Origin of the sequence: Mycobacterium scrofulaceum (assembly GCF_001667885.1) — a bacterium.
GTDB lineage: Bacteria > Actinomycetota > Actinomycetes > Mycobacteriales > Mycobacteriaceae > Mycobacterium > Mycobacterium scrofulaceum_C.
In genome coordinates, this window is record NZ_LZJW01000111.1 from 1 (window position 1) to 25,051 (window position 25,051).

The following is a 25,051-nucleotide window of genomic DNA, read 5'->3' on the forward strand; positions in this document are numbered from 1 at the left end:
GGCCGCCTGCCCGAAGAAGACGGAAATCAGCGAGCGGGTCACCCAGGCCGTCTCCGACGTCCCGGGCACGGGCGCCGTCAAAGTCACCCTGGACGTGATGAACGACGAGCAGCGCACCGAATTGCGCAAGCAGTTGCGCGGCGATGCTCGTGAGCCCGTCATCCCCTTCGCCCAGCCGAACTCGCTGACCCGGGTCTATGCGGTCGCGTCCGGCAAGGGCGGGGTGGGAAAGTCCACCGTGACCGTGAACCTGGCCGCCGCGATGGCGGCGCGCGGCCTGTCCGTAGGCGTGCTGGATGCCGATATCCACGGCCACTCCATCCCGCGGATGATGGGCACCACCGACCGGCCCACCCAGGTCGAGTCGATGATCCTGCCGCCCATCGCCCACGAGGTGAAGGTCATCTCGATCGCCCAGTTCACCGAGGGCAACACCCCGGTGGTGTGGCGTGGGCCGATGCTGCACCGGGCGTTGCAACAGTTCTTGGCCGACGTCTACTGGGGCGATCTGGACGTCCTGCTGCTGGACCTGCCGCCGGGCACCGGAGACATCGCCATCTCGGTGGCGCAGCTGATCCCCAGCGCCGAGCTGATGGTGGTGACCACGCCGCAACTGGCCGCGGCCGAGGTCGCCGAGCGGGCGGGCAGCATCGCGATGCAAACCCGGCAGCGCCTCGCCGGCGTGGTGGAGAACATGTCGGGCCTCACGCTGCCGGACGGTTCGACGATGCAGGTGTTCGGCGAGGGCGGCGGCCGGCAGGTGGCCGAGCGGCTGTCCCGCGCGGTGGGTGCCGATGTTCCGCTGCTGGGCCAGATCCCGTTGGATCCGGCCCTGGTGGCCGCCGGTGATTCCGGCACCCCGATCGTGCTGAGCGCCCCCGACTCCCCGGCGGGCAAGGAATTGCGCAGCGTGGCCGACAAGCTGTCGGCGCGTCGGCGCGGTTTGGCGGGCGTGTCCCTCGGGCTCGACCCGACGCGGCGCTTGCCCTGATCAGGTCGCGTCGGCGTCGAACGGGGTCTGGCCGGGGGCGCGTTGTTCGACCGGTGCGGGCGGCTCCGGCGCACCGGCCGCCGCCCCGCTGACCGGCCGGTCGAAGTTGCCGGTGAAGAAGGAGTCGTCGCCGTCCAGCAGGTGCTTGGTCAGCGCGGCGCGGGGGGTCATCCCCCGCAGTCTCTGCAATTCGCTCAGCGGAACGCGCAGGTCGTCGAACTCGGGCCCGAGGTCTTCGCGCAGCTGGGTGGTCACCCCACTCAGGTAGTCGCGGGCCTGCCGCAGCGCGGTCGACGTCCAGCGGATCGCGCCGGGGAGCCGCTCCGGGCCCAGGACCACCAGCCCGACCACCACGAGGACCAGGATGTGCTCCCAGCTCAGGCTGCCGAACATCTAGCTGCCGTCGGGGTCGGGCTTGACGGTCAGGGTGACGTGCCGACCGTCGCGGACCACCTCGACCGGGGCGTCCTGGCCGATGGTCAACTGCCGCACGGCGACGACGAACTCGTCGGCGTCGGCGACCTTGCGGTTACCGACCTTGACGATCACGTCGTTCTCCAGAATCCCGCCCTTTTGCGCGGGGCTGCCGGCCTTCACGTTGGCGACCTGCGCGCCGGAGGCGATCGCGTTGCTCACCGACCGGGTGCTGATACCCAACGTCGGGTGCACGATCTTGCCGTCTTTGATCAGCGTCTGGGCCACCATCTTGGCCTCGTTGATGGGGATGGCGAAGCCCAACCCACTTGCGCTGTCCGACAAGGACTTACCCGCGGTGTTGATGCCGATCACCTGCGAGTCCATATCGATCAGCGGGCCGCCGGAGTTCCCGTGGTTGATCGACGCGTCGGTCTGCAGCGCGTCGATGACGGTGTCGGTGTCCGAGCCCTCACCCGACAACGGGACGGGACGGTGCAGGGCGCTGATGATGCCGTGGGTCACGGTGCTGCGCAGTCCCAGCGGCGCACCCGCCGCGAGGACCTCGTCGCCGACGCTCACCTTGTCCGAGTCACCGAACCGGGCCACGCTCAGGTTGTCGACATTGTCGACCTTCAGCACGGCCAGGTCGGTCTTCGGATCGCGACCGACCAGGTTGGCGGGCACTTCCTTACCGTCGTTGAATACCACGGTCGTCTTGAACTGGCTGGGGTTGTTGGCCGCCTCGGAGATCACGTGGTTGTTGGTGATGATGTAGCCGCGTCCGTCGACCACCACGCCCGAGCCCTGCATGCCCTCCTGGTCGCTCTTGGACTCGATGGTGACCACCGCGTTGGCCGTCGCCGCCGCCACCTTGGCGAACCGGCCGGCCGGGCCTTCACCGTTGCCGTTGGTCGACAGAGTCACCTTTGAGGTGGTGAACGCCTCGGCGACCTCGGCCGTCTTGCGCCCGATCACCCCGCCGATGACGCCGATCAGCAGCGCGATCAGCAGCAGGGCGAGCAACGCCAGGTAGGACACCTTGCCGCCGAAAAGCACGTCGCGCACGCCGAGCTTGCCGCTGTAACCCTGCGGACCGCGGGGACCCGCGGGGGCGACCGCCGGGGTGCCCAGCGCCGCGGCGGCCGACGGGTCGCGCCAGGGGTCGTCGGTTTCGTCGGGCTCCGCCCCGTCCTTCTCGGCCGCCAGCGCGCCGGCGTCGACGGGGTGGCGCTGCAATGAGTCGGGGCTTCCGACGGGACGGCTGAACGCCTCTTGCAGGACCGGATCGGCCGGCTCGTCGTGGGGGGAAAATTCGGATTGGTCCCGATACTTCTGCGGGCGGACCCGATCGGCCACGAAGGAGCCCCGCAGCCCATCGGGACGGCTGAACAGTTGGCGCGATGCGGGGTCCACCGGTGGACGGGAGACGGGGCGCGGCGCTAGGCGGTTGCCGCTGTTCTTGCCGCTGTCCTGCTTCTGATCGAAGCCTTGATCGGAGGTCACGTTATCCCTTTGGATCCTCTTCTTGAGCGCTCGAGACAGGCCCTGCACCGGGCGATACCCACGACACCGGCATGGTCGTGTCCACCCTAGTATCCACGGTTCGGGACCGGTCGCCCATGAGCGCGCGGGCGGGGTGCGCAAAATCGGGCTGGATCAATGACGGGGGCTCATTCGGAAGGCGTGCAGCTACGGGCGCTTGCGCTGCTCACGGGCGTCGCGGTCAGCAAAACGATCGGACGCCCGGGTGGTCGCGTCGTCGGGCGAATCGTAGGGAATCTCGGCGAGCAGCCCGAGCAGCGCGCTCGGGATGCGAATCGGGTGCGAATCGCGCAGCGCCGCACGGGCCCGGCTCTGACCGTCGACCTCGGCGGCGCACTGCGGGCACAGCGACAGGTGATGGGCCGCCCGCAGGTGCGCGTTCATCCGCAGCTCACCGTCGACGAACGCCGCGATGGCCTCGACGGAAAGGTGCTCGGTGGAGCCGAACTGGCGCGGCGCGCCGACGGGGGCATCGCTCTGGGAGGCGAACTGGGCGGGAAGCCAAGAGAACGCGCGGCGGAACAGATGTCCTCGATCGGGCATCACCGGGTCCTTTCGTTGCGCCTACCCCTCGAATGTAGCGCGAGGGGGCGCGCAATATCGCGTTCAAGAGCGCAAAGCCGCTGGCTCGCGCCCAGGCGGCGAACCCTAGGCGGACTCGGCGTGCAACGCCTCGCGGCCGGTGCCCGGCTGTGGATGAGCGGCCAGGTAGTCGCGCAGCGCCTGACGTCCGCGGTGGATGCGGCTGCGCACGGTGCCGAGCTTTACGCCCAGCGTCGCGCCGATCTCCTCGTAGGAAAGGCCCTCGATGTCACACAGCACAACGGCGGCGCGGAATTCCGGCGGCAGCGAATCCAGGGCGGCCTGCAGGTCCGGCCCGAGCCGCGAATCGTGGTAGATCTCCTCGGGATTCGGCTCATCGGCGGGCACGCGCTCGTAATCCTCGGGCAGCGCCTCCATCCGGATGCGGGCGCGGCGGCGCACCATGTCGAGGAACAGGTTGGTGGTGATGCGGTGCAGCCAGCCTTCGAACGTTCCCGGCTGGTAGTTCTGCACCGACCGAAAAACCCGGATGAAGGTTTCCTGCGTGAGGTCTTCCGCGTCGTGCTGGTTGCCCGAGAGGCGGTAAGCCAGCCGGTAGACCCGGTCGGCGTGCTGACGCACCAGCTCGTCCCACGAGGGCATCGTGGACTTGTCCCCAGTCGCGTCGAAAACCGCGGTGCCCTGCAGCCCGTCGGACGGCTCCACCCATTCGTCGGCGGGGCAGTCTTGCGGGTGCGACATGCTGGTCGGGCCCAAAAGCGTGGTGATGATCGAATCCTCCGAATCCGTCCTGTCACAAAGCGACAAGTCGTCACCGGCGGCAACACGCAGCCGCCAATCCGTATTCCCGGTCCCACCCGCTCCGCGATCCATAGGGACACCGTCGCGTATGGGCGTATGTGCGATATATGAACAGTCTGAGCTCAGCCTGAGAAACCATTTCGTTACCAGCGCTGTGCAGGACATATCCGCCGCGGGGTGAAGTTAAACGCAGTCGCTTCGCCGGGCGTGTCCAGGCGGCGCGGCTTAGGCGTGCCATGCCGGGGTGCGCACCGAAGTGGAATACGCTGCGGGCATGGACGGCACCGACGCAGAGACCCCTGGCCAGCCGGCGCCCAGTCGAGCCGAATCCCTCTTCGCGCACGCCGAGGGGTCGATCTCGGAGGATGCGCTGCTGGCGGCCGCCCGCGAACGGGCAGTGGACATCGGGGCGGGCGCGGTGACGCCGGCGGTGGGGGCGCTGCTGAGCCTGCTGGCCAAACTCAGCGGCGGCAAGGCCGTGGCGGAGGTGGGTACCGGCGCCGGGGTCAGCGGACTCTGGTTGCTGTCCGGCATGAGCGACGACGGCGTCTTGACGACGATCGACATCGAGCCCGAGTACCTGCGGCTGGCCAAGCAGGCCTTCTCCGAAGCCGGGATCGGGCCGTCGCGCACCCGGTTGATCAGCGGCCGCGCCCAAGACGTGCTGACCCGGCTGGCCGACGAGTCCTACGACCTGGTGTTCGTCGACGCCGACCCGATCGATCAGCCCGATTACGTCGTCGAGGGCATCCGACTGCTGCGATCCGGCGGCGTCATCGTGGTGCATCGGGCCGCCCTCGGCGGGCGTGCCGGTGACCCCGCCGCCCGCGACGCCGAGGTGGTCGCGGTGCGGGAAGCGGCACGGCTGATCGCCGAGGACGAGCGGCTGACGCCCGCCCTGGTGCCGCTGGGCGACGGGATTCTGGCCGCGGTCCGCGAGTAGATCGCAGTGCCTAGCTGCGCCCAGCGTGCTCTGACTGCGAACTTCTGACCGAAATTTCGCACTGAGCGCACGTTCGGTGACGGTCGGAGACGCGGCCGACCGATCTATACGAAGTCTTGACGCGATACCGCCTTGACTCCCGACTGAACGGATGTTTAGTGTACTGAACATGCGTTCAGCCGACCTGACCGCAACCGCTCGAATCCGCGACGCGGCCATCGAGCAGTTCGGACAGCACGGCTTCGGCGTGGGACTGCGGGCCATCGCCGAAGCCGCGGGGGTGAGCGCCGCGCTGGTCATCCACCACTTCGGCTCCAAGGAAGGCCTGCGCAAGGCCTGCGATGACTACGTCGCCGAAGAGATCCGCAGCAGCAAGTCGGAGGCGATGCGGTCCAACGACCCCGCCACCTGGTTCGCGCAGCTCGCCGAGATCGAGGAATTCGCCCCGCTGACGGCCTACCTGTTGCGCAGCATGCAGACGGGTGGCGACCTGGCGAAGATGTTGTGGCAGAAGATGATTGACAACGCCGAAGAATACATGGAAGAGGGCGTGCGCGCCGGGACGATCAAGCCCAGCCGCGATCCGAAGGCCAGGGCCAAATACCTCGGCATCACGGGAGGCGGCGGCCTCTTGCTCTACATGCAAATGCACGACACACCAACGGATTTGCGGGCGGTCCTGCGCGATTACGCCAGGGACATGATCCTGCCGGCCCTCGAGATCTACAGCGAGGGCCTGATGGTGGACCGCACCATGTACGACGCATTCCTGGCCGCCGAAGATCAAGGAGGATCACATGCCAGTTGACAGTGTCGCGCCCATCGAAATCCGTGGGCTGACAAAGAACTTCGGAGCCGTGCGCGCCCTGGACGGCCTCAACCTGACTGTGCGGGAAGGCGAAGTCCATGGCTTCCTGGGCCCCAACGGCGCGGGTAAATCGACGACCATCCGCATCCTGCTCGGCCTGGTCAAGGCCGACGGCGGCAGCATTCGGCTGCTCGGCGGCGACCCGTGGACCGACGCGGTCGCCCTACATCGCCAGATCGCTTACGTACCCGGCGATGTCACGCTGTGGCCGACGCTGACCGGCGGGGAGACCATCGACATGCTGGCCCGCATGCGCGGTGGCATCGACGAGAGACGGCGCGCCGAGTTGATCGAGCGCTTCGACCTCGACCCCCACAAGAAGGCGCGGACGTATTCGAAGGGCAACCGACAGAAAGTCTCGCTGATCTCCGCCTTCTCGTCCCGCGCCCGCCTGCTGCTGCTGGACGAGCCGAGCAGCGGCCTGGACCCGTTGATGGAGAACGTCTTTCAGCAATGCGTCGCCGAGGCGCGCGACCGCGGCGCGACCATCTTGTTGTCCAGCCACATCCTGGCCGAGACCGAGGCGCTGTGCGAAAGGGTGACCATCATCCGGGCCGGCAGGACCGTCGAGAGCGGTTCGCTGGAGTCGATGCGGCATCTCAGCCGCACCTCGATCAGGGCCGAAATGACCGGCGACCCCGGCGACCTCACGCGAATCAAGGGAGTCGAGGACGTCAGCGTCGAAGGCAACACCGTGCGCGCCCAGGTCGACGGCGAGAGCCTCGGAGAGCTGATCCGGGCGCTGGGCGACGCGGGCGTGCGCAGCCTCGTCAGCCAGCCGCCGACGCTCGAGGAACTCTTCCTGCGCCACTACGACACCGCGGACAAGGTCTCGGCGTCATGAGCACCGCAACCTTGGATCGGTCACACCGCCCGGCCCACCCGGCACCGCAACGGCGGCCGAACTTCACGGGAACGCTGGGCATGCTGCGCCTCTACCTACGGCGCGACCGGATCTCGCTGCCGCTGTGGGTGCTGCTGCTCTCGGTGCCGCTGGCAACGGTGTACGTCGGCAGCATCGAAAAGGTCTACCCCACCCAGACGGCGCGCGCCGGGTTCGCGGCTTCCATCATGGCCAGCCCCGCCCAGCGTGCGCTCTACGGGCAGATCTACAACGACAGCCTTGGCGCGGTGGGCATTTGGAAGGCCGGGATGTTCCACCTGCTGATCTCGGTGGCCGTCATCCTGACCGTCATCCGGCACACCCGCGCCGACGAGGAGGCCGGCCGGACCGAGCTCGTGGACTCGACCGCGGTCGGGCGCTACGCCAGCCTCAGCGCCGCCCTGCTGTTGTCCTTCGGGGCCAGCGTCGCCACCGGCGTCATCGGCGCGGCGGGGCTGCTCACCACCGACGTGGCCCCGGGCGGGTCGCTCGCCTTCGGCGCGGCGCTGGCCTGCTCGGGCCTGGTGTTCACCGCCGTCGCCGCGGTGGCCGCCCAAGTGTCGCCGAGCGCGCGGTCCGCCCGCGGCGCCGCGTTCGCGGTCCTGGCAGCGGCGTTCACGCTGCGCGCCCTCGGGGACGCCGGTTCGGGCGCGCTGTCCTGGGTCTCGCCGCTGGGCTGGTCGCTGCAGGTCCGGCCCTACGCGGGCGATCACTGGCCGGTGCTGCTGCTGCATCTGGCGACGACGGTCGCCTTCACCGCGGTGGCCTACCGGCTCCTCGCGAACCGCGACGTGGGCGCCGGCCTGTTCGCGGAACGCCCCGGTCCCGGCTCCGCCGCCCCGGCGCTGGGCAACGTGTTCGGGCTGGCGTGGCGGCTGGACCGCGGTGCCCTGGTCCTGTGGACCGTGGGCCTGTGCCTCTACGGCGTGCTGATGGGCAGCGTGGTGCACGGCATCGGCGACGAGCTCGGCGACAGCAACGCCGCGCGCGACATCGTCGTCCGGATGGGCGGCACCAACGCCTTGGCGGAGGCTTTCATCGCCGTCGCCTTCACCATGATGGGCATGGCGGCCGCCGCGTTCGCGATTTCGCTGACGCTGCGGCTGCACCAGGAGGAGTCGGCGCAACGCGCCGAGGCGACGCTGGCCGGCGCGGTGTCGCGAACCCGTTGGCTGGCCAGCCACGTGCTGGCCGCGCTGCTCGGATCCGCGGTCGCGATGCTGCTCAGCGGGCTGGCGGGTGGGCTCGTCTACGGCGCCGCGGCCGGCGACGTCGGCGGCAAGGTGGCCGTCGTGATGGGAAGCGCGGTGGTGCAGCTGCCCGCCGTCTGGTTGTTGTGCGCGGTGACCGTCGCCGTGTTCGGGCTCGCGCCGCGATTCACGCCCGTGGCGTGGGGCGTTCTGGTCGGGTTCATCGCCTTGTACCTGATCGGTTCCCTGGCCGGGTTCTCACAATGGTTGCTCGACCTCGAGCCGTTCGCCCACATACCGCGCGTCAGCGGCGATTTCACGGCCACGCCACTGTTGTGGTTGCTCGTCATAGATGCCACACTGATCGGCCTGGGAGCGGTGGCTTTTCGACGACGCGATCTGCGAGTTTAGGAGCGTCATGAAGATCGGTGTTCGACTGGCGGCATCATCGATTCTCGGAATCGCCGCCTACGCTTTGGTCCTGTTCCTGCCGGCCGGCACCTTCCGCTATTGGCAGGGCTGGGTTTTCATCGCCCTGTTCACGGTGGTATCGATCGTTCCCACAATCTATTTGGCGCGCAAACACCCGGCGGCCCTGCAACGGCGCATGCATGCGGGCCCCCAGGCGGAAACCCGGACGGCCCAAAAGATCATCAGTGCCGGCGCGTTCGGCACCCTCTTCGTGGTCATGGCGTTCAGCGCGTTCGATCATCGGATGGGTTGGTCGACGGTGCCGGTGTGGCTGTGCGTGGTCGGTGACATCTTGATGGCCGCCGGCCTGGCCATCGCCATGCGGGTGATCATCGAGAACAGTTATGCCGCTGCGACGGTCACGGTGGAGAGCGGCCAGAAGGTCGCGTCCGACGGTCTCTACCGGGTCGTCAGGCACCCGATGTACGCGGGGAACGTGATCATGATGGTCGGGATGCCCCTGGCGCTGGGCTCATACTGGGCGCTTCTGCTGGTCGTCCCGGGTGTCGCGATCCTCGTGCTGCGCATTCTCGACGAGGAAAAGCTGCTGAAGACGGAGCTCCCGGGCTACCGCGAATACGCGCAACGCGTCCGCTATCGCCTGCTGCCAAGCGTGTGGTGAGCCGCTTAATCTGATCGCGTGGCCCGCACTTCCGCGCCCGCCCGAGATCGGCCGTGGCGTCGCCCCGGCGCCCTCCGCTACGCGCTGAGCCGGATACGCGGCATCGCCAAGCCGCCCGTCACGGTGACCGACCCACCGGCCGAGGTCGACGTCGAACGTGACGTCGCCGTGCCCACCCGCGATGGAACGGCATTGCGGATCAACCTCTTCCGGCATGCCGACGCCGGCCCCCGGCCCGTCATTCTCAGCATTCACCCGTACGGCAAGGACGATCTCCCGAAGCGGCGGCGCGGCAACGGTTGGACGTTCTCCATCCAGTACCGAATACTGCGCCAGCCGCGACCGGTGACGTTCTCGGCGCTGACCGGCTGGGAGGCGCCCGATCCCGCGTGGTGGACCGCGCAGGGCTTCGTCGTGGTAAACGCCGACTCGCGGGGCTGCGGTCACTCCGACGGCACCGGGGAGCTGTTGTCGGGGCGGGAGGCCGAGGACACCTACGACCTGGTGCAGTGGATCGCCGCGCAGCCGTGGAGCGACGGGCGGGTCGTCATGCTTGGGGTGTCGTACCTGGCCATCAGCCAGTACGCCGCCGCGGCCCTGCGACCGCCTGCGCTGCGGGCGATCTGCCCGTGGGAAGGCTTCACCGACGCATACCGCGACCTCACCTTTCCCGGCGGCGTCGCCGAACGGGGTTTCACCCGGTTGTGGTCGCGCAACGTGCGGCGCGACACCCGCCAGGCCTACGACCTGGAACGGATGCAGGACGCCCACCCGCTGCGCGACGAATTCTGGCGCTCGCTGGTGCCGGATCTCTCGGCGGTCGACGTGCCGATGCTGGTGTGCGGCAGCTTCTCCGACAACAACCTGCACAGTCGCGGCTCCATCCGCGCGTTCACCCAGGCGGCCTCCGGCCACGCCCGCCTCTACACCCACCGCGCCGGCAAGTGGGCCACGTTCTACTCCGCGCCAGCGCTCGCCGAGCAGCTGGCGTTCTTTCGCGCGGTGCTGGACGGGGCACCCGGTTCTCGCAGCGTCCGCCTCGAAGTCCGTGAAGACCGCGACACGGTCGCCGCGGTGCGCGAAGAGGCCGAATGGCCGCTCGCGCGGACCCGTTGGCGCCCAATGTATTTGGCCGGGGATGGGCTGCTGACTGCCCAGCGGCCGCCGGTCGACGGTGACATTGTGTTCGAAACCCGTTCCGGCGCAGCTGCTTTCAGCTGGACGGTGCCTGCGGACGTCGAGCTGACCGGCCCGATGGCTGCGCGGCTGTGGATCGAGCTGGACGGGTGCAACGACGCCAACCTGTTCGTCGGCGTGGAGAAGTGGCGTGGCGGGCGGTTCGTCGGATTCGAGGGCTCCTACGGCTACGGCCGCGACAGGGTGACCACCGGGTGGCAGCGGGTCGCGCTGCGGGCGCTGGACCCGAAGCTTTCGCGGCCGTGGGAACCCGTCGCGGCGTGCACCGACCCGCAGCCGGTTTCCGCTCACGAGGCGGTCGAGGTCAATGTCGCGCTGGGCCCGTCCGCGACGCTGTTCCGCGCCGGCGAGCAGCTGCGGCTGGTGGTCGCCGGGCGATGGTTGTGCCCGAGAAACCCGCTCACCGGACAGCTTCCCGCGGCCTACGCCGGCTCCCCGCCCGGGCGCATCAGACTGCTTTGGGGGCCGCGCTACGACGCGCACCTGCTGATCCCGGAGATCCCCTAACCCGATGGTGGCGACCCGCTTCGCCCGGCTACGCCGCGCTCGCGATCGCCTAACCCGATGGTGGCGACCCGCTTCGCCCGGCTACGCCGCGCTCGCGATCGCCACTAGATCCAGACGCCCTTGCCCACCGCGACGACGCCGCCGGCGCTGATCGCGAAACGCTCGCGGTCCCTCTCCAGATCCACGCCCACCATCTCGCCCGGTCCGACGACCACGTTCTTGTCCAGGATGGCGTGGCGCACCACGGCGCCCCGGCCGACCCGGGCGCCCGGCATGATCACGCTGCCCTCAACGATCGCGCCGTCGTCGACCACGACGTTGGACGACAGCACCGAGTTACGCACCGAGGCGGCCGAAATGATGCTGCCGGCGCCGACGACCGACTCCTGCGCCGACCCGCCGTTGACGAATTTGGCCGGGGCCAGGTTCTCCGACTCGCCGCGGATCGGCCAGCGCTTGTTGTAGAGGTTGAACACCGGATGCACCGACACCAGGTCCATGTGCGCGTCGTAGAAGGCATCCAGCGTCCCCACGTCACGCCAGTAGGCCCGGTCGCGGTCGGTGGCACCGGGCACCTCGTTGTCGTTGAAGTCGTACACCGCGGCCATTCCGTCGTCGACCAGTCGCGGGATGATGTCGCCGCCCATGTCGTGATCGGAGTGGTCGTCGTCGGCATCGGCGCGGATGGCGTCGATGAGGACCTTCGTGGTGAAGATGTAGTTGCCCATCGACACGAAGGTCGACTCGGGGTCGTCCGGGACGCCCGGAGGATCCAGGGGCTTCTCCACGAAATCGCGGATGCGGCCGGAGTCGTCGGCGTCGATGCAACCGAAAGCGCTGGCCTCGCCGCGCGGCACCCGGATGCCGGCCACCGTTGCCCCTGCCCCACTTTCGATGTGGAACTGGACCATCTGCTCGGGGTCCATCCGGTAGACGTGGTCGGCGCCGAAAACGACTATGTAGTCGGGGTCTTCGTCGTAGATCAGGTTGAGCGACTGGTAGATCGCGTCGGCGGAACCGGTGTACCAGCGCGGGCCCAGCCGCTGCTGCGCGGGCACCGGCGTGATGTACTCACCGGCCAGACCCGACAACCGCCAGTTCTGCGAAATGTGACGGTCCAGTGAATGCGACTTGTACTGGGTGAGAACGCAGATCCGCAAATAGCGGGCATTGACGAGGTTGGACAGCACGAAGTCGATCAGCCGGTAGGCGCCGCCGAAGGGAACCGCGGGCTTGGCCCGATCCGCGGTGAGCGGATACAGCCGCTTGCCCTCACCCCCGGCCAGGACAATGCCCAGCACGTGTGGCGCTTCCCTCATGGTTCAAACCTATCGGCCGTCGCGAACCGCTGCCAGAGGGACCGCTCTATTGGCGGCCGGCTGCGCAGCTGTCCGTCAATGTCGTTGGTTTCCAGCCGATTGTCCAGCCCGACTCGCGGGCCCCGCCGACGCCGAACTACCGTGCGGGTATGCGGGTGGCGATGATGACTCGGGAGTACCCACCGGAGGTCTACGGGGGAGCCGGTGTACACGTCACCGAACTGGTCGCCCAACTGCGCCGACTGTGCGCGGTCGACGTGCACTGCATGGGCGCGCCGCGGCCGAACGCCTTCGTGCACCAGCCCGATCCGCGCCTGCAGGGCGCCAACCCGGCGCTGTCGACGTTGTCCTCGGACCTGTTGATGGCCAACGCCGCGTCGGCCGCCAGCGTCGTGCATTCGCACACCTGGTACACCGGCATGGCCGGCCATCTGGCCGCCCTGCTGCACGACATCCCGCACGTCCTGACCGCCCATTCGCTCGAGCCGCTGCGGCCGTGGAAGGCCGAGCAGCTCGGCGGCGGCTACCGCATCTCGACGTGGGTGGAGCACACCGCCGTCCAGGCCGCGGACGCCGTCATCGCGGTGAGCTCCGCGATGCGCGAAGACATCCTGCGGGTCTACCCCGCCTTGGATCCCAGCCTGGTGCACGTCATCCGCAACGGGGTCGACACCGATGTCTGGCATCCCGCCGGGCCGATGCAAACGGGGTCGCTGTTGGCCGAGCTCGGGGTCGACCCGGACCGGCCCATCGTGGCGTTCGTCGGCCGAATCACCCGGCAGAAGGGCGTCGCGCACCTGGTCGCGGCGGCGCACCACTTCGACCCCGAGGTGCAGGTGGTGCTGTGCGCGGGCGCCCCCGACACCCCGGAGATCGCCGACGAGATGCGGTCCGCGGTGGCGCGCCTGGCCGATAGCCGACGGGGCGTGTTCTGGGTCCGGGAGATGCTGCCCATTGGGGAGCTGCGCGAAATATTATCGGCGGCAACGGTATTCGTGTGCCCCTCGGTGTATGAGCCGCTGGGCATCGTGAACCTGGAGGCAATGGCATGCGCGACGGCCGTGGTGGCGTCGGACGTCGGCGGGATACCGGAGGTGGTCGCCGACGGGGTGACCGGATTGCTGGTGCATTACGACCCCAGCGACCCGACCGGTTATCAGGCCAGGCTGGCCGAAGCGGTCAATGAGCTCGTCGCGGATCCCGAGCGGGCGAAGCGCTACGGCGAGGCGGGTCGGCAGCGCTGCGTCGAGGAGTTCTCCTGGGCTTACGTCGCCGAGCAGACCCTGGAGATCTACCGAAAGGTGTGTGCGTAGCGCAGCCGTCCGTCGGCGCGCGGTCAGCTGGAGCTCGTGACACCCTTGAGTTCGTCACCGAGGGCGGCGGCTTCGTCGGGCGTCAGCTCGACGACCAGTCGTCCGCCTCCCTCAAGTGGTACCCGCATCACGATGCCGCGCCCCTCCTTGGTTGCTTCCAGAGGACCGTCGCCGGTCCGGGGCTTCATCGCCGCCATCGAGTGCTCCCTCCAGGTTCGAGCTGGCCCGCCTTTGCGGGCCTGGTCGGCGCCGAGCATGCCCCGCCAGCGATTTTCCAGCCATACCCGACATCGAACTGCCAAATCACCCCTCTATTGTTCCCTATCCAGGTCACGAGTTGAACAAAGACCCGGTTCTCCGGGCTTAGCGGGCCGTTCGCGGCCCGCGCCGTCAGCGGGAGGAAGGCACCCAACAACCGCGGATATGGTCGTCGACCATCCCGGTCGCCTGCATCAACGCATAGGCCGTGGTCGGCCCGACGAAGCGGAACCCGCGCCGCTTGAGCTCACGCGCCATGGCCTTCGATTCCTCAGTGGCCGAGGGAATCTGGGAGCCGTCGGCCGGCCGGGGGCGCGGTTCCGGCGCGAACGACCACAGCAGCTTCGACAGGTCCTCGGGAGTTCCCAGCTCAGCGGCGGCGCGGGCGTTCGCGATGGTCGCGTCGATCTTCGCGCGGTTGCGCACGATCCCCGTGTCGGCCATCAGCCGCTGCACGTCGGCGTCGGTGTACCCGGCGACCCGCTCGAAATCGAAGCCGGCGAACGCGCGCCGGAAGTTCTCCCGTTTGCGCAGGATGATCAGCCACGACAGCCCGCTCTGGAAGGCCTCCAGGCTCATCCGCTCGAAGAGCGCCACCCCGTCGTGCACCGCGCGGCCCCACTCCTGGTCGTGGTAATCGCGGTACATCTCGAAATCGGGTCCCGGCCGGATGGCCGCCCAGCTACACCGAACCAGCCCGTCATCGCTCACATCTAGTCCTGACGATCGTCGCCGTCCCCGGGTTCCACGGCCTCGGGTTCGTCTTCGGCCTTCGCGGGGGCGTGCACCGCGGCCAGCTGGCCACGCAGCGCCTCGAGCTCGCGGGCGAGCCGGTCCAGCACCCAGTCCACCTCGCTGGTCTTGTATCCGCGCAGCACCTGGGTGAACTTGACGGCGTCGACGTCCGCGCCGGTCACACCGTAGGCGGGCAACACCGTCGCGGTCGTCCCGCGCGGCAGGGGCGGCAGCTGTTCACCCCGTCCGAACAGCAGACTCGCCGCGCCGAACAGCACGATCGCCACCAGCACCAGCACCACCAGGTAGAGCAACACCAACGCCACGTCGTCGATATTGCCCTATGGCACCGACACCGCGATGACGCAGCGGGGCCTTAGCGCGGCCGCAAGACCTTCATCGGCGGCCGGTCCGCGAGCGACACCGGCGACGTGCGCTGGGTGTAGCCCTGAAAGTCGGTGCCCTCGGTGTCGTCGGCGAAGAACTGCGTCAGCCCGACGCCGGAGTCGGGGACCCCGCAGCGCGAGAGCAGGGTCGCGATGACCTGCCGACTCATCGCGCCCAGCTCGGCCAGCGGCCGGTTGCGGTGCTCCCGCACACCGAGGTTGACCTGGGCGATCGCCCCCAGGCCCAGCCGGTCGAAGGTGTCCAGCAGCAGGCCGATCTCCACGCCGTAGCCCGGCGCGAACGGCACCGACGTGAGCAGTTCGCGGGTGGCGGCGTACTCCCCGCCGAGCGGCTGCAGAATGCCGCCCAGCTCCGGCCGCAGCGCGGCGAGCAGCGGCCGGGCCACCAGCTCGGTGACCCGCCCCCCTCCGGTCGCGCCGGCCACGTCGCCGACGCGCAGCGGGCGCCGGTAGAAGCTTTTGACCAGGTGGATGCCGTCGCCCATCAACAGCGGGCCGACCAGCCACGGCACGAACATCGGGTGCGGGTTGATCAGGTCGGAGTCGACGAACACGACGATGTCACCGCTGGTGGCCGCCAGCGAACGCCACAGCGCCTCGCCCTTGCCCGGCCGGATCGGCACCTCGGGCAACGCCTGCTCCCGGCTGACCACGCGGGCGCCCGCGGCGACGGCGCGGATCTCGGTGTCATCCGTCGAGCCGGAGTCGAGCACGATCAGCTCGTCGACCAGCCCGTCGACCAGCGGTGAGATGCTGTCGACCACCGATTCGATCGTCTCTTCTTCGTCGAGGGCCGGCAGCACCACCGAGATGGTGCGGCCCGCCTTCGCCGCCTCGAGTTCGGCGACCGTCCAGCCGGGACGGTTCCAGCTGCGGTCCGCCAGCCAGGTGTCGCCCGGACGGGCGGCCAGCACCGCGTCGGTGAGGTCGCCGGCGAACAGGTCGGATGCCGTCATGCCAGCCCCCTGACCGTGCGCGCCGGCGCGCGGATTCCCTGGATCGAGGCGACCATTTCGAGCACCCGTCGGGTCGCGGCGACCTCGTGGACGCGGAACATTCGCGCCCCGGCGGCCGCCGCCAGCGCGGTGGCCGCCAACGTGCCCTCGAGCCGCTCGGTCAATTCCACCCCCAGAGTCTCCCCGACGAAGTCCTTGTTACTCAAAGCCATCAGCACGGGCCATCCGGTATTAACAAGATCGCTCAGGTGCCGCAACAGCAGCAGCCCGTGGAAGGTGTTCTTGCCGAAGTCGTGGGCCGGGTCGATCAGCACCCGGTCGCGGGCCACCCCGCTCGCGACCGCGCGCTCGGCGGCGGCGGTGACCTGGCGAATGACGTCGTCGACCACCCCGCGGGTGCTGGTTCCATAGCTCACCCGGAACGGGCGGGTGCGGGGCAGCGCCCCGCCGGTGTGCGAACACACCAGCCCCACGCCGAACTCCGCGGCGACCGCCGCCAGTTCCGGGTCGATGCCGCCCCAGGTGTCGTTGATCAGGTCCGCCCCGGCCGCGCACGCCACCTTGGCCACCTCGGAGCGCCAGGTGTCCACGCTGATCAGCTGGTCGGGGTAGGCGTCGCGCAGCCACTCGATGAACGGGATCAACCGGGCGATCTCGGTGTCGGCGTCGACCTCCTGGCCGGGGCCTGCTTTGACACCGCCGACGTCGATGACGTCGGCCCCCTCGGCGACGGCCCGGTGCGCGGCGGACCGGGCGGCCTCGTCGCTGAAGGTCGCACCCTTGTCGTAGAACGAGTCGGGGGTGCGGTTGACGATCGCCATGATCAGCGGGCGATCGCCGGCGACCGGGCGGCCGCAGAAGGTCGAATGCACACGTCTATGGTGCCCTTTCGCCGCGCCGGACGCGGGCCGGGGATCGAGTGTGCGGCCAGGGCGCGCCGCCGCGGCGTGTCGTCGCCGCGAGCGCACGCCCGCCGCCGTCAACGCACGCTCAGCCCTTCGGCCGCTTACCGTCGGCCACCTCGTCGGGATACTCGTCGTAGTACGGCACGTAACCCTCGTCGCGGCCGGCCAGCACGTAGAGCGGGTCCTTGATGTCCGGCCCGTAGGCCTGGTCGCGCAGTTCCACCTTGCGGCTCTTGAACGTCGTGGTGTGCTCGAGCGACTCGACCACCCGCACGAACAGCGGCAGCGCGTAGGCGGGCAACTGGTCATAGACCGCGTTCGCCAGCGACTTGCCGTCGAACTCCGCGCCGTCGCGCAGCTTGACCGCGGCCATCCCGGCGCGACCGCCGGTGCGGGGGATCTCGACACCGAAGACCGTGCACTCCTCGACATGCTCGTCGGACGCCAGCGCGGCCTCCACCTGGGTGGTGGCGACGTTCTCGCCCTTCCAGCGGAACGTGTCGCCGAGGCGGTCGACGAACGCGGCGTGCCCCATGCCCTGCGGGCTCATCACGTCACCGGAGTTGAACCACACGTCGCCCTCGCGGAAGGCGTTGCGCACCAACTTCTTCTCGCTCGACTCCTTGTCGGTGTAGCCGTCGAACGGCTGCAGCCGGTTGACCGGGCTGAGCAGCAGGCCGGGTTCACCCGGCGGCACCCGGCGCACCCGCCCGTTGTCGTCGCGCAGCGGGGCGCCGGTGTCGGGGTCGTACTCCACGTAGGCCAGCGGCATCGGGAAGACACCGGTGGTCCGCGGCACGTTGAACACGTTGATGAACGCGGTGTTGCCCTCGCTGGAGGCGTAGAACTCGCAGACGCGCGCGATGTCGAACCGATTCGTGAACTCGTCCCAGATCTCCGGTCGCAGCCCGTTGCCGGCGATCACCCGCACCCGGTGCGCGCGGTCGGTCGCCTTGCGCGGCTGGTTGAGCAGGTAGCGACAGATCTCGCCGATGTAGATGAAGGCCGTCGCCTCGGCGGCGATGACCTCGTCCCAGAACTTCGACGCCGAGAACGACTTGCCCAGCGCCAGCGTGGCCCCGGAGTTGATCACCGACGACAACGCGACCGTCAGCGCGTTGTTGTGGTAGAGCGGCAGGCAGCTGTAGAGCGTGTCCGAGCTTTTCAGCCGCAGCCCGATGCCGCCGAACGCCGCGAGCGCCTTCAGCCACCGCAGGTGGGTCATCACGCTGGCCTTGGGGAAGCCCGTGGTTCCCGAGGTGAAGATGTAGAACGCGGTGTCCTTGGCCTGCACGGCCGACGCCGACGGCGGATTGATGGCCGGGGCGCTGACGGCGAATCGCTCCAGGTCCTCCACGGTCATTGTCTCGGTGTCGCCGGCGCCCCCACACTCGGCCACCGCGCTGACCAGGTCGGTCTCGGCGACCAACACCTTGGCCTTCAGCAGGCCCAGACTGTGCGCCAGCACCTCGCCGCGCTGGTGGTAGTTGAGCATCCCGGCCACGGCGCCGCACTTGACGGCGGCCAGCATCGCCAGCACGGCGTTCGGCGAGTTGCGCAGCATGATCGCTACGACGTCGCCCCGGCCGACACCGCGCGAGGCCAGCACCGCGGCGTACCTGTTGGCGGCGGCGTTGGCGTCGCGATAGGTCAGTTGCTGATCGCCGAACCGCAGGAAGATCCGGTCGCCGTAGCGGGCGGCCCGGTCCTGGAACACCGTGCCGATCGACTTCTTCGACCCCGGCTGGGCCAGCAGCCCGGTCATCGCCCCGCGCACGATCACCGGCATATCGGCCAGCAAGCCCGGCGCCCGAGACGCGATATCGGTCAGTTTGACCGCCGTGCGCGCTCCCCCGTCGTGATTCGACACGTCATCCCTCGATTCTGCGTAAACAACCCGGCGCACAGCCTAGTAGGGGTGGCTCGGGTGCCCGCGCCCTCAATCGGGCGCGCACGCCTCGATGGCGGCGCTCACCTTGTCGACCAGCAACAACCGGTCCATCGCCGGCTGCGAGACGTAGCCGCTGTCGAGCAACCCGCACAACCACAGCCACAGGCCCTCGTAATGGCCCATCGGGTCGAGCAGGACGATGGGTTTGGCGTGCAGACCGAGGTAGCCCGTGGTCCACGAGTCGAGCAGCTCGTCGAGGGTTCCGACGCCGCCGGGGAGCACGATGAACGCGTCGGCGCGCTCCTCCATGACCTGTTTGCGCTCATGCATGGTCTCGGTGACGATCAGCTCGTCGGCGTCGGTGTCGGCGATCTCGCGGCGCATCAGGATCTGCGGGATGACGCCGACGGTTCGGCCCCCGCGGGCGCGCGCCGCGGATGCGACCGCGCCCATCGCCGAAACCCGGCCACCGCCCCACACCAGCGTCCAGCCGCGCTCGGCGATGGCCTCGCCGAGTTCGGCAGCGACCGCAAGCAATTCGGGATGTTCGGGGCCGGACGCGCAGTACACACACACCGCCCGCGCGCCTGCTGGCTCGCGTTCCGGGGGCATACAACGAAAGGTAGACCAAGCTTGCTGCGGGCCGCATACCGCGCGCAATAAAATCCGGCGATGCCGATTCGATGGAACGTCCCCCAGCACGCGTCGGCCCTGGAGCGGCTGGCCGCGGCGCTCGCGACCGGGAGGGGGGCGGTCGTCCTCGGACCGGACGGCTGCGGCAAGTCCACCTTGGCCCGGATGGCCGCCGAGGACTTCGGCCGCGAGAACCCCGGCACCCGCATCCGCTGGGTGACCGGCACACCGACCGAGCGCGCGGTGCCCTTCGGCGCCTTCGGCCACCTGGTCGAGATCGCCGACATCGGCAAGCCGGCCGCGCTGTTGCGCGCCGCCCGGGCGTCACTGGACGGTGAGGACCTGCTGCTGGTCGTCGACGACGCCCATGACCTGGACCTCCTGTCGGCAACCCTGGTGTACCAGCTCGCGTTGGCGGGCGCGGGCAGGATGATCGTCACGGGCCGCGCCGATTCGTCTCCCGACGCCATCGCGGCGCTGTGGACCGACGGGCTGCTCCCCCGAATCGACATCGAGCCGACCGGCGGGATGACCACGGCGGCCGAGGTCGACGCGTTCCTCGCCGAAATCCCCGCCGCGGCCCGAGCGGTGCTGGACTATCTTGCCGTCGCGGAGCCGCTGTCGCTCGAGGACCTGAGCGCCCTCACCGGCGAGGACGCGGTCCGCCAGGCCGTCGACTGCGGGGCGGTGGAGACGCGGGCCCGCGGCGGGGAGTCCGACGAGCCGGTGGTGTTCACGGCCCACCCGTTGTTCGCCGACCGGGCGCGCGCGGCGCTCGGTGCCGACGGTGCGCGGCACCGGCGCACCGAGTTGGTGCGGCTACTGTCGCAGCATCCGCCGGACCACCTCAGCGACCGGCTGCGCTTGGCGTCGCTGGCCCTGGACAGCGACGCCCCGCAGCCGACGGCCGACATGGTGGCCGCCGCGCAGCAGGCGCTGCGGCTGGGCGACCTGGCCCTGGGCGAACGGCTGGCCTCCTCGGCGCTGCAGCGCTCCGGCGGGCTGGCGGCGCGGCTGGCGCTGGCGCACGCCCTGGGGTGGCAGGGCCGCGGGCGTGAGGCGGACGCGGTGCTGGCCGGCCTGGATCCCGCCGCGTTGACCGAAGCCGCCCTGATGGACTGGGCGCTGCTGCGCGCGGCCAACCAGTTCTGGATGCTCAGCGAGCCCGAGCGGGCCACCGCGTTCCTGCGCACCGTCCGCAACCGCGTCGCGGACGCGGGCGCGCGGACCACCCTCGACGCGCTGAGCGCCACGTTCGCGATGAACGCGGGCAACGTCGGGCACGCCGTGAAGGTCGCCGGCGAGGTGCTGGCCGCGCCGGAAGCCGACGACCAGGCGGTGGCCTGGGCGGCCAGCGCGGCGGCGCTGTGCGCGGCGCGGCAGGGGCGTTTCGACGACGTCGAGCCGCTGGCCCAGCGCGCGCTGGGCGCCGAGCATCCGGGGTTGCTGCGCTTCACCATCGGGTTGGGCCAGACCACCGCGTTGTTGATGGCGGGCCGGCTGGAGGCGGCGCGCGAGCTCGCCCAGCAGTTCACCGATTTCGCCGAGTTGCAGCAGCCGGGCCGCGCGATCGGTGAGGTGCTGCTGGCCCATGTGCTGCTGGCCGACGGTGAATTCGCCCGAGCCGCTGCGCTATTGGCTCCGGCGGCCGCGACGCTGGAACGCACCGGTTATTCATGGGGGCCGCTGTCGTTGACGTTGCTGGCGACGGCCCTGGCCCAGCAGGGTGACATCGCGGCCGCGGGAAAGGCGTTGGGACGGGCCGAATCTCGACACGGAACCAAGTCGGCGCTGTTCGCGCCGGAGCTCGGTGTCGCGCGGGCGTGGCGGCTGGCCTCGATGCGCGACGGGCACGGCGCGGTGGCCGCCGCCCGCGACGCCGCCCGGATGGCCGAGCGCGGCGGCCAACGGGCGGTGGCGGTGCGCGTGTGGCACGAGGCGGTGCGGCTCGGCGATGTCCGTGCCGCCGATCCGCTGGGCCGCCTTTGCGACGAGATCGACTGCGCCGCAGGCAAGTTGGCGCTTGCCCACGCGCAGGCGCTGGCGGCCGGTGACGGTCCGGCGTTGCTGGCGGTGTCGGAAGAGCTGGCCGCGGTCGGGATGCGCGCGGCGGCCGCGGACGCGGCCGCGCAGGCCCGGCGGTGCGGGAGCTGACTGGCCCGCACGCCGAGCGTCACGCTCGATAGCCGGCCGGCGATGGACTAGCCGCCGAGGTAGCCGCGCAGCATGTCCACCGCGGCGGTGATGTTGGCGACCGGAACGCTCTCGTCGCGCTTGTGCGCCAGGTTGGGATCGCCCGGGCCGAAGTTGACGGCCGGGATGCCCAGCGCGGCGAAACGGGCGACATCGGTCCACCCATACTTCGCCCGGACCTGTCCCCCGGCGGCCTCGACCAGCGCCTTGGCCGCCGGCTGGGCCAATCCGGGCAGCGCGCCCGCGGCGGCGTCGGTCTGCTCGATGTGCACGTCGAGGCCGTCGAACACCTCGTGCACGTGCTGCAGCGCCGCGGCCACCGACCGGTCGGGGGCGAAGCGGAAGTTCACCGTGACCGCGGCCGCGTCGGGAATGACGTTGCCCGCCACGCCGCCGTCGATGCGCACTGCGGACAGTCCCTCGCGGTATTCGCAGCCGTCGATATCCACGGTGCGCGCGGAGTAGCCGGCCAGCCGATCCAGGACCGCGCCCAGCTTGTGAATGGCGTTGTCGCCCAGCCACGCCCGCGCCGAGTGGGCGCGCGTCCCGGTGCTGCTGACCACGACGCGCAGCGTGCCCTGGCAGCCGGCCTCGATGTAGCCGCCGGTGGGCTCGCCGAGAATGGCCACGTCGGCGGACAGCCAGTCCGGGAGCTCACGCTCGATGCGGCCCAAACCGTTTGCCGCCGCGTCGATTTCCTCGCAGTCGTAGAACACCAGCGTCAGGTCGTGGACCGGTTCGGCCACGGTCGCGGCCAGATGCAGGAAGACCGCGTCCCCGGATTTCATGTCGGCGGCGCCGCAGCCGTACAGGTCGCCGTTTGCGCGGCGGCTGGGCAGGTTGCCCGCAACCGGCACGGTGTCCAGGTGCCCGGCCAGCAAGACCCGCGACGGCAGCTGCCGCCGGGTGCGCGCCAGCACGGCGTTGCCGTGGCGGACGATCTCGAAGCCGGACGTCTGCTCGCGCAGCGCGGCCTCCACCTCGTCGGCCAGGCGCGCCTCGTCCCGTGATTCGCTGGGGATGTCGACCAAAGCCGCGGTCAACTCGATCGGATCCCCGCGCAAGTCCAGCACGGGTCCAAGGTTATCCGCTGCCGAGCGGCAAGTAACCTGGCCGCCGTGACTGGAGCTGTAGGCATCGGCCTGGCGACGCTGGCCGCCGACGGATCGATCCTCGACACGTGGTTTCCCGCACCGGAACTGACCGAATCGGGCACCGGCGGCACCTCGCGCCTCGCGTTGTCGGACATTCCGCAGGAGCTGGCGGCGCTGGTCGGCCGCGACGACGACCGCGGCACCGAGAGCATCGCGGTGCGGACGGTAATCGGCTCGCTCGACGACGTGGCCGCCGACGCGTACGACGCCTACCTGCGGCTGCATCTGTTGTCGCACCGGCTGGTGGCGCCGCATGGGCTGAACGCCGGCGGCCTGTTCGGGGTATTGACCAATGTCGTGTGGACTAACCGCGGGCCGTGCGCGGTCGACGGGTTCGAGGCCGTGCGGGCGCGGCTGCGCCGGCAGGGCCCGGTGACGGTCTACGGCGTCGACAAGTTCCCGCGGATGGTCGACTACGTGCTGCCCACCGGGGTGCGCATCGCCGACGCCGACCGGGTGCGGCTGGGCGCCCACCTGGCGCCCGGTACGACGGTGATGCACGAGGGCTTCGTCAACTACAACGCCGGCACCCTGGGCGCGTCGATGGTCGAGGGCCGCATCTCGGCCGGCGTGGTGGTGGGCGACGGGTCCGATATCGGCGGCGGGGCGTCCATCATGGGCACGCTGTCCGGCGGTGGCACGGAAGTCATTTCGATCGGCAAGCGGTGCCTGCTCGGCGCCAACGCGGGGCTGGGCATCTCGCTGGGCGACGACTGCGTCGTCGAAGCCGGCCTGTACGTGACCGCGGGCACCAAGGTCGCCACGCCCGACGGCCAGCTGCTGAAGGCCTTGGAGCTTTCCGGGGGCAACAACCTGCTGTTTCGGCGCAACTCGGTCAGCGGGGCCGTCGAGGTGGTGCCCCGCGGCGGTCAGGGCATCGCCCTGAACGCGGACCTGCACGCCAACTGAGCGCGGTTATGCGTCCGCGGCGACCTTCTCCGCCGCGGGGGCGGCGCCCAGCGCGGTTCCCTTGGTCTCGGGCAGCAGGTAGACCGACACGAAACTGGCCACCACCAGGGTGGCCATCATGAGCCCGATCGCCCAGCTGCCGTAGGTCGCGAGCAGCGTGCCGGCCATCAACGGCGGCACGGCCGCGCCGAGGATGCCGGCCAGGTTCATCGCCACGGCCGCGCCGCTGTAGCGGTAGCGGGTGGCGAACAGTTCGGGCACGAAGGCCGCGGTGGGGCCGTTGGCCACCGCGGCGGCGCCGAACATGCCGACGATGGCGACCGCGTACAACACCGGCTCGCGGGTGTCCAACAGCGGGATGACCGCGAACGCCCACGGCAGGCAGGCCACCAGCCCGCACAACATCACCCGGCGCCGCCCGACCCGATCGGAGATCCACGCCGAGAACGCCACGAACACCATGCTGGTGAGCCCGCCCAGCGCGCCGACGGACCAGATGAAGCTGCGCGAGTAGCCGAGATGGTTGTGGGCGTACATGACAAGGAACGTGTTGCCCAGGTAGACGAAGCCCATACCGCCCAGAAAGCTGCCGGCGACCAGGACGATCTCGCGCCGCTGGAGCCGTAACAGCTCCGCGAGCGGCGCCTTGGGCACCAGGTCGCGGGCCTTTTCCTCCACGAAGAGCGGAGTCTCTTCGATGTTCAGCCGCACGTATAACGCGATGCCGATCAGGCCGCTGCTGATCAGGAACGGGACCCGCCATCCCCACGCCATGAAAGCCGAGCTGTTCTCGCCCATGGTGAGGTTCACGGCGAGAAACGTCAGGCTGGCCAAAATCCCGGCGGTGCCGCCACCGAGCAGGGTGAACATGCCGTACCAGCCGCGCTTGCCGGTCGGGGCGTACTCGGCGCTCAGCAGGACCGACCCCGCCCATTCACCGCCGACCGCGAACCCCTGCAACAGCCGCAGCACGATCAGGATCAGCGGCGCCGCGATGCCGATCGACGCCGTGCTCGGGACCATGCCCACGCTCACCGTCGACGCGCCCATGATCAGCAGCGTGGCGACGAGCGTCTTCTTGCGCCCGAGTCGGTCCCCGAAGTAACCGAAAACGGCCGCCCCGAGCGGGCGGGACAGGAACGCCGTCGCGAACGTCGCCATGGCCGCGATGGTGGCCAGCGTCGGGCCGAGGGCCGGGAAGAACACCGTCGGAAACACCAGCGCCGCCGCGGTCCCGTAGATCAGGAAGTCGTAGAACTCGATGGCCGAGCCGACGAGGCAGGCGGCGGCGATCCGCCGCATGGGGGTCGGGGCGGCGGCGCCAAGCTCACCCACGGCCGCTCGCTGTCCGGTTGCGTCGATACACGGATACGACGGTAGGTGAAGCCTGCCGGTCGCGCCCG

The 25,051-nt window shown here is 69.9% G+C and carries 24 protein-coding genes; 10 read left to right on the forward strand and 14 right to left on the reverse strand.

Translation table 11 applies throughout. The annotated features are described in order from the left end of the window. Window positions 1-991: Mrp/NBP35 family ATP-binding protein (locus A5681_RS17220; RefSeq protein WP_067277447.1), on the forward strand; the 991-nt coding region annotated here is incomplete at its 5' end. Here the strand turns inward: A5681_RS17220 and tatB are convergent. The 4 genes from tatB to sigE all read right to left on the reverse strand — a co-directional run bounded on the left by tatB (window position 992) and on the right by sigE (window position 4,366). Next, entirely contained in the window at window positions 992-1,384 is a 393-nt protein-coding gene (gene tatB, locus A5681_RS17225) for a Sec-independent protein translocase protein TatB (RefSeq protein WP_067277449.1), read from the reverse strand. Continuing rightward, window positions 1,385-2,911, reverse strand: a complete 1,527-nt coding sequence (locus A5681_RS17230) for a S1C family serine protease (RefSeq protein WP_067277452.1) — start codon at window positions 2,909-2,911, stop codon at window positions 1,385-1,387. Between the two features lie 186 nt (window positions 2,912-3,097). Next, the gene (rseA, locus tag A5681_RS17235) at window positions 3,098-3,493 is read right to left on the reverse strand and encodes an anti-sigma E factor RseA (protein ID WP_067277456.1); all 396 of its coding nucleotides are present in this window, start codon (window positions 3,491-3,493) and stop codon (window positions 3,098-3,100) included. 105 nt (window positions 3,494-3,598) lie between these two features. Then, window positions 3,599-4,366 carry an RNA polymerase sigma factor SigE gene (sigE, locus tag A5681_RS17240; RefSeq protein WP_067277459.1) on the reverse strand — a complete coding sequence of 256 codons (768 nt, stop codon included), beginning with the start codon at window positions 4,364-4,366 and terminating at the stop codon, window positions 3,599-3,601. Between the two features lie 202 nt (window positions 4,367-4,568). Between sigE and A5681_RS17245 the strand changes: the two genes are divergently transcribed. The 6 genes from A5681_RS17245 to A5681_RS17270 all read left to right on the forward strand — a co-directional run bounded on the left by A5681_RS17245 (window position 4,569) and on the right by A5681_RS17270 (window position 10,975). Next, window positions 4,569-5,237 (forward strand): O-methyltransferase, encoded by a 669-nt coding sequence (locus A5681_RS17245; RefSeq protein ID WP_067277464.1) that lies wholly within the window; start codon window positions 4,569-4,571, stop codon window positions 5,235-5,237. 169 nt (window positions 5,238-5,406) lie between these two features. Beyond that, window positions 5,407-6,045, forward strand: a complete 639-nt coding sequence (locus A5681_RS17250; RefSeq protein WP_067277466.1) for a TetR/AcrR family transcriptional regulator — start codon at window positions 5,407-5,409, stop codon at window positions 6,043-6,045. Continuing rightward, on the forward strand, window positions 6,035-6,949 hold the full coding sequence (locus tag A5681_RS17255; RefSeq protein ID WP_067277468.1) for an ABC transporter ATP-binding protein: 915 nt from the start codon (window positions 6,035-6,037) through the stop codon (window positions 6,947-6,949). The genes A5681_RS17250 and A5681_RS17255 overlap by 11 nt, the downstream gene beginning before the upstream one ends. After that, a complete protein-coding gene (locus A5681_RS17260) occupies window positions 6,946-8,589 on the forward strand; it encodes an ABC transporter permease (protein ID WP_156738025.1) in 1,644 nt (547 codons plus the stop codon). Before A5681_RS17255 ends, A5681_RS17260 begins: the two co-directional genes overlap by 4 nt. Window positions 8,590-8,596: 7 nt before the next feature. Then, window positions 8,597-9,271, forward strand: coding sequence for a methyltransferase family protein (locus A5681_RS17265; protein ID WP_067277470.1), 675 nt, complete (start codon window positions 8,597-8,599; stop codon window positions 9,269-9,271). Between the two features lie 18 nt (window positions 9,272-9,289). Beyond that, on the forward strand, window positions 9,290-10,975 hold the full coding sequence (locus A5681_RS17270; RefSeq protein WP_067277472.1) for a CocE/NonD family hydrolase: 1,686 nt from the start codon (window positions 9,290-9,292) through the stop codon (window positions 10,973-10,975). A gap of 104 nt (window positions 10,976-11,079) precedes the next feature. Here the strand turns inward: A5681_RS17270 and glgC are convergent, their stop codons facing one another. Continuing rightward, window positions 11,080-12,294 (reverse strand): glucose-1-phosphate adenylyltransferase, encoded by a 1,215-nt coding sequence (gene glgC / locus A5681_RS17275; RefSeq protein WP_067277474.1) that lies wholly within the window; start codon window positions 12,292-12,294, stop codon window positions 11,080-11,082. Window positions 12,295-12,443: 149 nt separating this feature from the next. Here glgC and glgA point away from each other — a divergent pair, with 149 nt between their 5' ends. Next, window positions 12,444-13,607: a glycogen synthase gene (gene glgA / locus A5681_RS17280; protein ID WP_067277476.1), complete on the forward strand. Its 1,164-nt coding sequence runs from the start codon at window positions 12,444-12,446 to the stop codon at window positions 13,605-13,607. 23 nt (window positions 13,608-13,630) lie between these two features. Here glgA and A5681_RS17285 read toward each other — a convergent pair whose 3' ends face one another. The 7 genes from A5681_RS17285 to A5681_RS17315 all read right to left on the reverse strand — a co-directional run bounded on the left by A5681_RS17285 (window position 13,631) and on the right by A5681_RS17315 (window position 19,371). Beyond that, the gene (locus tag A5681_RS17285) at window positions 13,631-13,804 is read right to left on the reverse strand and encodes a DUF3117 domain-containing protein (RefSeq protein ID WP_003878471.1); all 174 of its coding nucleotides are present in this window, start codon (window positions 13,802-13,804) and stop codon (window positions 13,631-13,633) included. A 193-nt stretch (window positions 13,805-13,997) separates the two neighbouring features. Then, the gene (locus A5681_RS17290; protein WP_067277478.1) at window positions 13,998-14,576 is read right to left on the reverse strand and encodes a DNA-3-methyladenine glycosylase I; all 579 of its coding nucleotides are present in this window, start codon (window positions 14,574-14,576) and stop codon (window positions 13,998-14,000) included. Window positions 14,577-14,578: 2 nt separating this feature from the next. Further along, window positions 14,579-14,926, reverse strand: coding sequence for a DivIVA domain-containing protein (locus tag A5681_RS17295; protein ID WP_067277480.1), 348 nt, complete (start codon window positions 14,924-14,926; stop codon window positions 14,579-14,581). A gap of 50 nt (window positions 14,927-14,976) precedes the next feature. Beyond that, window positions 14,977-15,963 (reverse strand): glucosyl-3-phosphoglycerate synthase, encoded by a 987-nt coding sequence (locus A5681_RS17300; RefSeq protein WP_067277485.1) that lies wholly within the window; start codon window positions 15,961-15,963, stop codon window positions 14,977-14,979. Then, window positions 15,960-16,784 carry a dihydropteroate synthase gene (gene folP / locus A5681_RS17305; RefSeq protein ID WP_231996344.1) on the reverse strand — a complete coding sequence of 275 codons (825 nt, stop codon included), beginning with the start codon at window positions 16,782-16,784 and terminating at the stop codon, window positions 15,960-15,962. The genes A5681_RS17300 and folP overlap by 4 nt, the downstream gene beginning before the upstream one ends. 169 nt (window positions 16,785-16,953) lie before the next feature. Continuing rightward, window positions 16,954-18,738: a long-chain-acyl-CoA synthetase FadD6 gene (gene fadD6, locus A5681_RS17310; RefSeq protein WP_067277491.1), complete on the reverse strand. Its 1,785-nt coding sequence runs from the start codon at window positions 18,736-18,738 to the stop codon at window positions 16,954-16,956. 69 nt (window positions 18,739-18,807) lie between these two features. Further along, the gene (locus tag A5681_RS17315; RefSeq protein ID WP_067277493.1) at window positions 18,808-19,371 is read right to left on the reverse strand and encodes a TIGR00730 family Rossman fold protein; all 564 of its coding nucleotides are present in this window, start codon (window positions 19,369-19,371) and stop codon (window positions 18,808-18,810) included. A 60-nt stretch (window positions 19,372-19,431) separates the two neighbouring features. Between A5681_RS17315 and A5681_RS17320 the strand changes: the two genes are divergently transcribed. Next, entirely contained in the window at window positions 19,432-21,546 is a 2,115-nt protein-coding gene (locus A5681_RS17320) for an AAA family ATPase (RefSeq protein WP_067277497.1), read from the forward strand. A gap of 47 nt (window positions 21,547-21,593) precedes the next feature. Here A5681_RS17320 and dapE read toward each other — a convergent pair whose 3' ends face one another. Beyond that, window positions 21,594-22,658 carry a succinyl-diaminopimelate desuccinylase gene (gene dapE, locus A5681_RS17325; protein ID WP_067277498.1) on the reverse strand — a complete coding sequence of 355 codons (1,065 nt, stop codon included), beginning with the start codon at window positions 22,656-22,658 and terminating at the stop codon, window positions 21,594-21,596. Window positions 22,659-22,694: 36 nt separating this feature from the next. On the opposite strand from dapE, the gene dapD reads away from it, so the two are divergent. Further along, entirely contained in the window at window positions 22,695-23,648 is a 954-nt protein-coding gene (gene dapD / locus A5681_RS17330) for a 2,3,4,5-tetrahydropyridine-2,6-dicarboxylate N-succinyltransferase (RefSeq protein WP_156738026.1), read from the forward strand. Between the two features lie 6 nt (window positions 23,649-23,654). On the opposite strand, the gene A5681_RS17335 is transcribed toward dapD, so the two are convergent. Further along, window positions 23,655-24,950: an MFS transporter gene (locus A5681_RS17335; RefSeq protein ID WP_067277566.1), complete on the reverse strand. Its 1,296-nt coding sequence runs from the start codon at window positions 24,948-24,950 to the stop codon at window positions 23,655-23,657. Window positions 24,951-25,051 lie beyond the last annotated feature (101 nt).

Bases quoted from the DNA above. Each gene is read 5' to 3' on its own strand.
- tatB (WP_067277449.1), bottom strand. From the start codon at position 1,384: ATGTTCGGCAGCCTGAGCTGGGAGCACATCCTGGTCCTCGTGGTGGTC.
- rseA (WP_067277456.1), bottom strand. From the start codon at position 3,493: ATGCCCGATCGAGGACATCTGTTCCGCCGCGCGTTCTCTTGGCTTCCC.
- sigE (WP_067277459.1), bottom strand. From the start codon at position 4,366: ATGGATCGCGGAGCGGGTGGGACCGGGAATACGGATTGGCGGCTGCGT.
- A5681_RS17245 (WP_067277464.1), top strand. From the start codon at position 4,569: ATGGACGGCACCGACGCAGAGACCCCTGGCCAGCCGGCGCCCAGTCGA.
- A5681_RS17250 (WP_067277466.1), top strand. From the start codon at position 5,407: ATGCGTTCAGCCGACCTGACCGCAACCGCTCGAATCCGCGACGCGGCC.
- A5681_RS17255 (WP_067277468.1), top strand. From the start codon at position 6,035: ATGCCAGTTGACAGTGTCGCGCCCATCGAAATCCGTGGGCTGACAAAG.
- A5681_RS17260 (WP_156738025.1), top strand. From the start codon at position 6,946: ATGAGCACCGCAACCTTGGATCGGTCACACCGCCCGGCCCACCCGGCA.
- A5681_RS17265 (WP_067277470.1), top strand. From the start codon at position 8,597: ATGAAGATCGGTGTTCGACTGGCGGCATCATCGATTCTCGGAATCGCC.
- glgC (WP_067277474.1), bottom strand. From the start codon at position 12,294: ATGAGGGAAGCGCCACACGTGCTGGGCATTGTCCTGGCCGGGGGTGAG.
- glgA (WP_067277476.1), top strand. From the start codon at position 12,444: ATGCGGGTGGCGATGATGACTCGGGAGTACCCACCGGAGGTCTACGGG.
- A5681_RS17285 (WP_003878471.1), bottom strand. From the start codon at position 13,804: ATGGCGGCGATGAAGCCCCGGACCGGCGACGGTCCTCTGGAAGCAACC.
- A5681_RS17300 (WP_067277485.1), bottom strand. From the start codon at position 15,963: ATGACGGCATCCGACCTGTTCGCCGGCGACCTCACCGACGCGGTGCTG.
- folP (WP_231996344.1), bottom strand. From the start codon at position 16,784: ATGGCGATCGTCAACCGCACCCCCGACTCGTTCTACGACAAGGGTGCG.
- A5681_RS17315 (WP_067277493.1), bottom strand. From the start codon at position 19,371: ATGCCCCCGGAACGCGAGCCAGCAGGCGCGCGGGCGGTGTGTGTGTAC.
- A5681_RS17320 (WP_067277497.1), top strand. From the start codon at position 19,432: ATGCCGATTCGATGGAACGTCCCCCAGCACGCGTCGGCCCTGGAGCGG.
- A5681_RS17335 (WP_067277566.1), bottom strand. From the start codon at position 24,950: ATGCGGCGGATCGCCGCCGCCTGCCTCGTCGGCTCGGCCATCGAGTTC.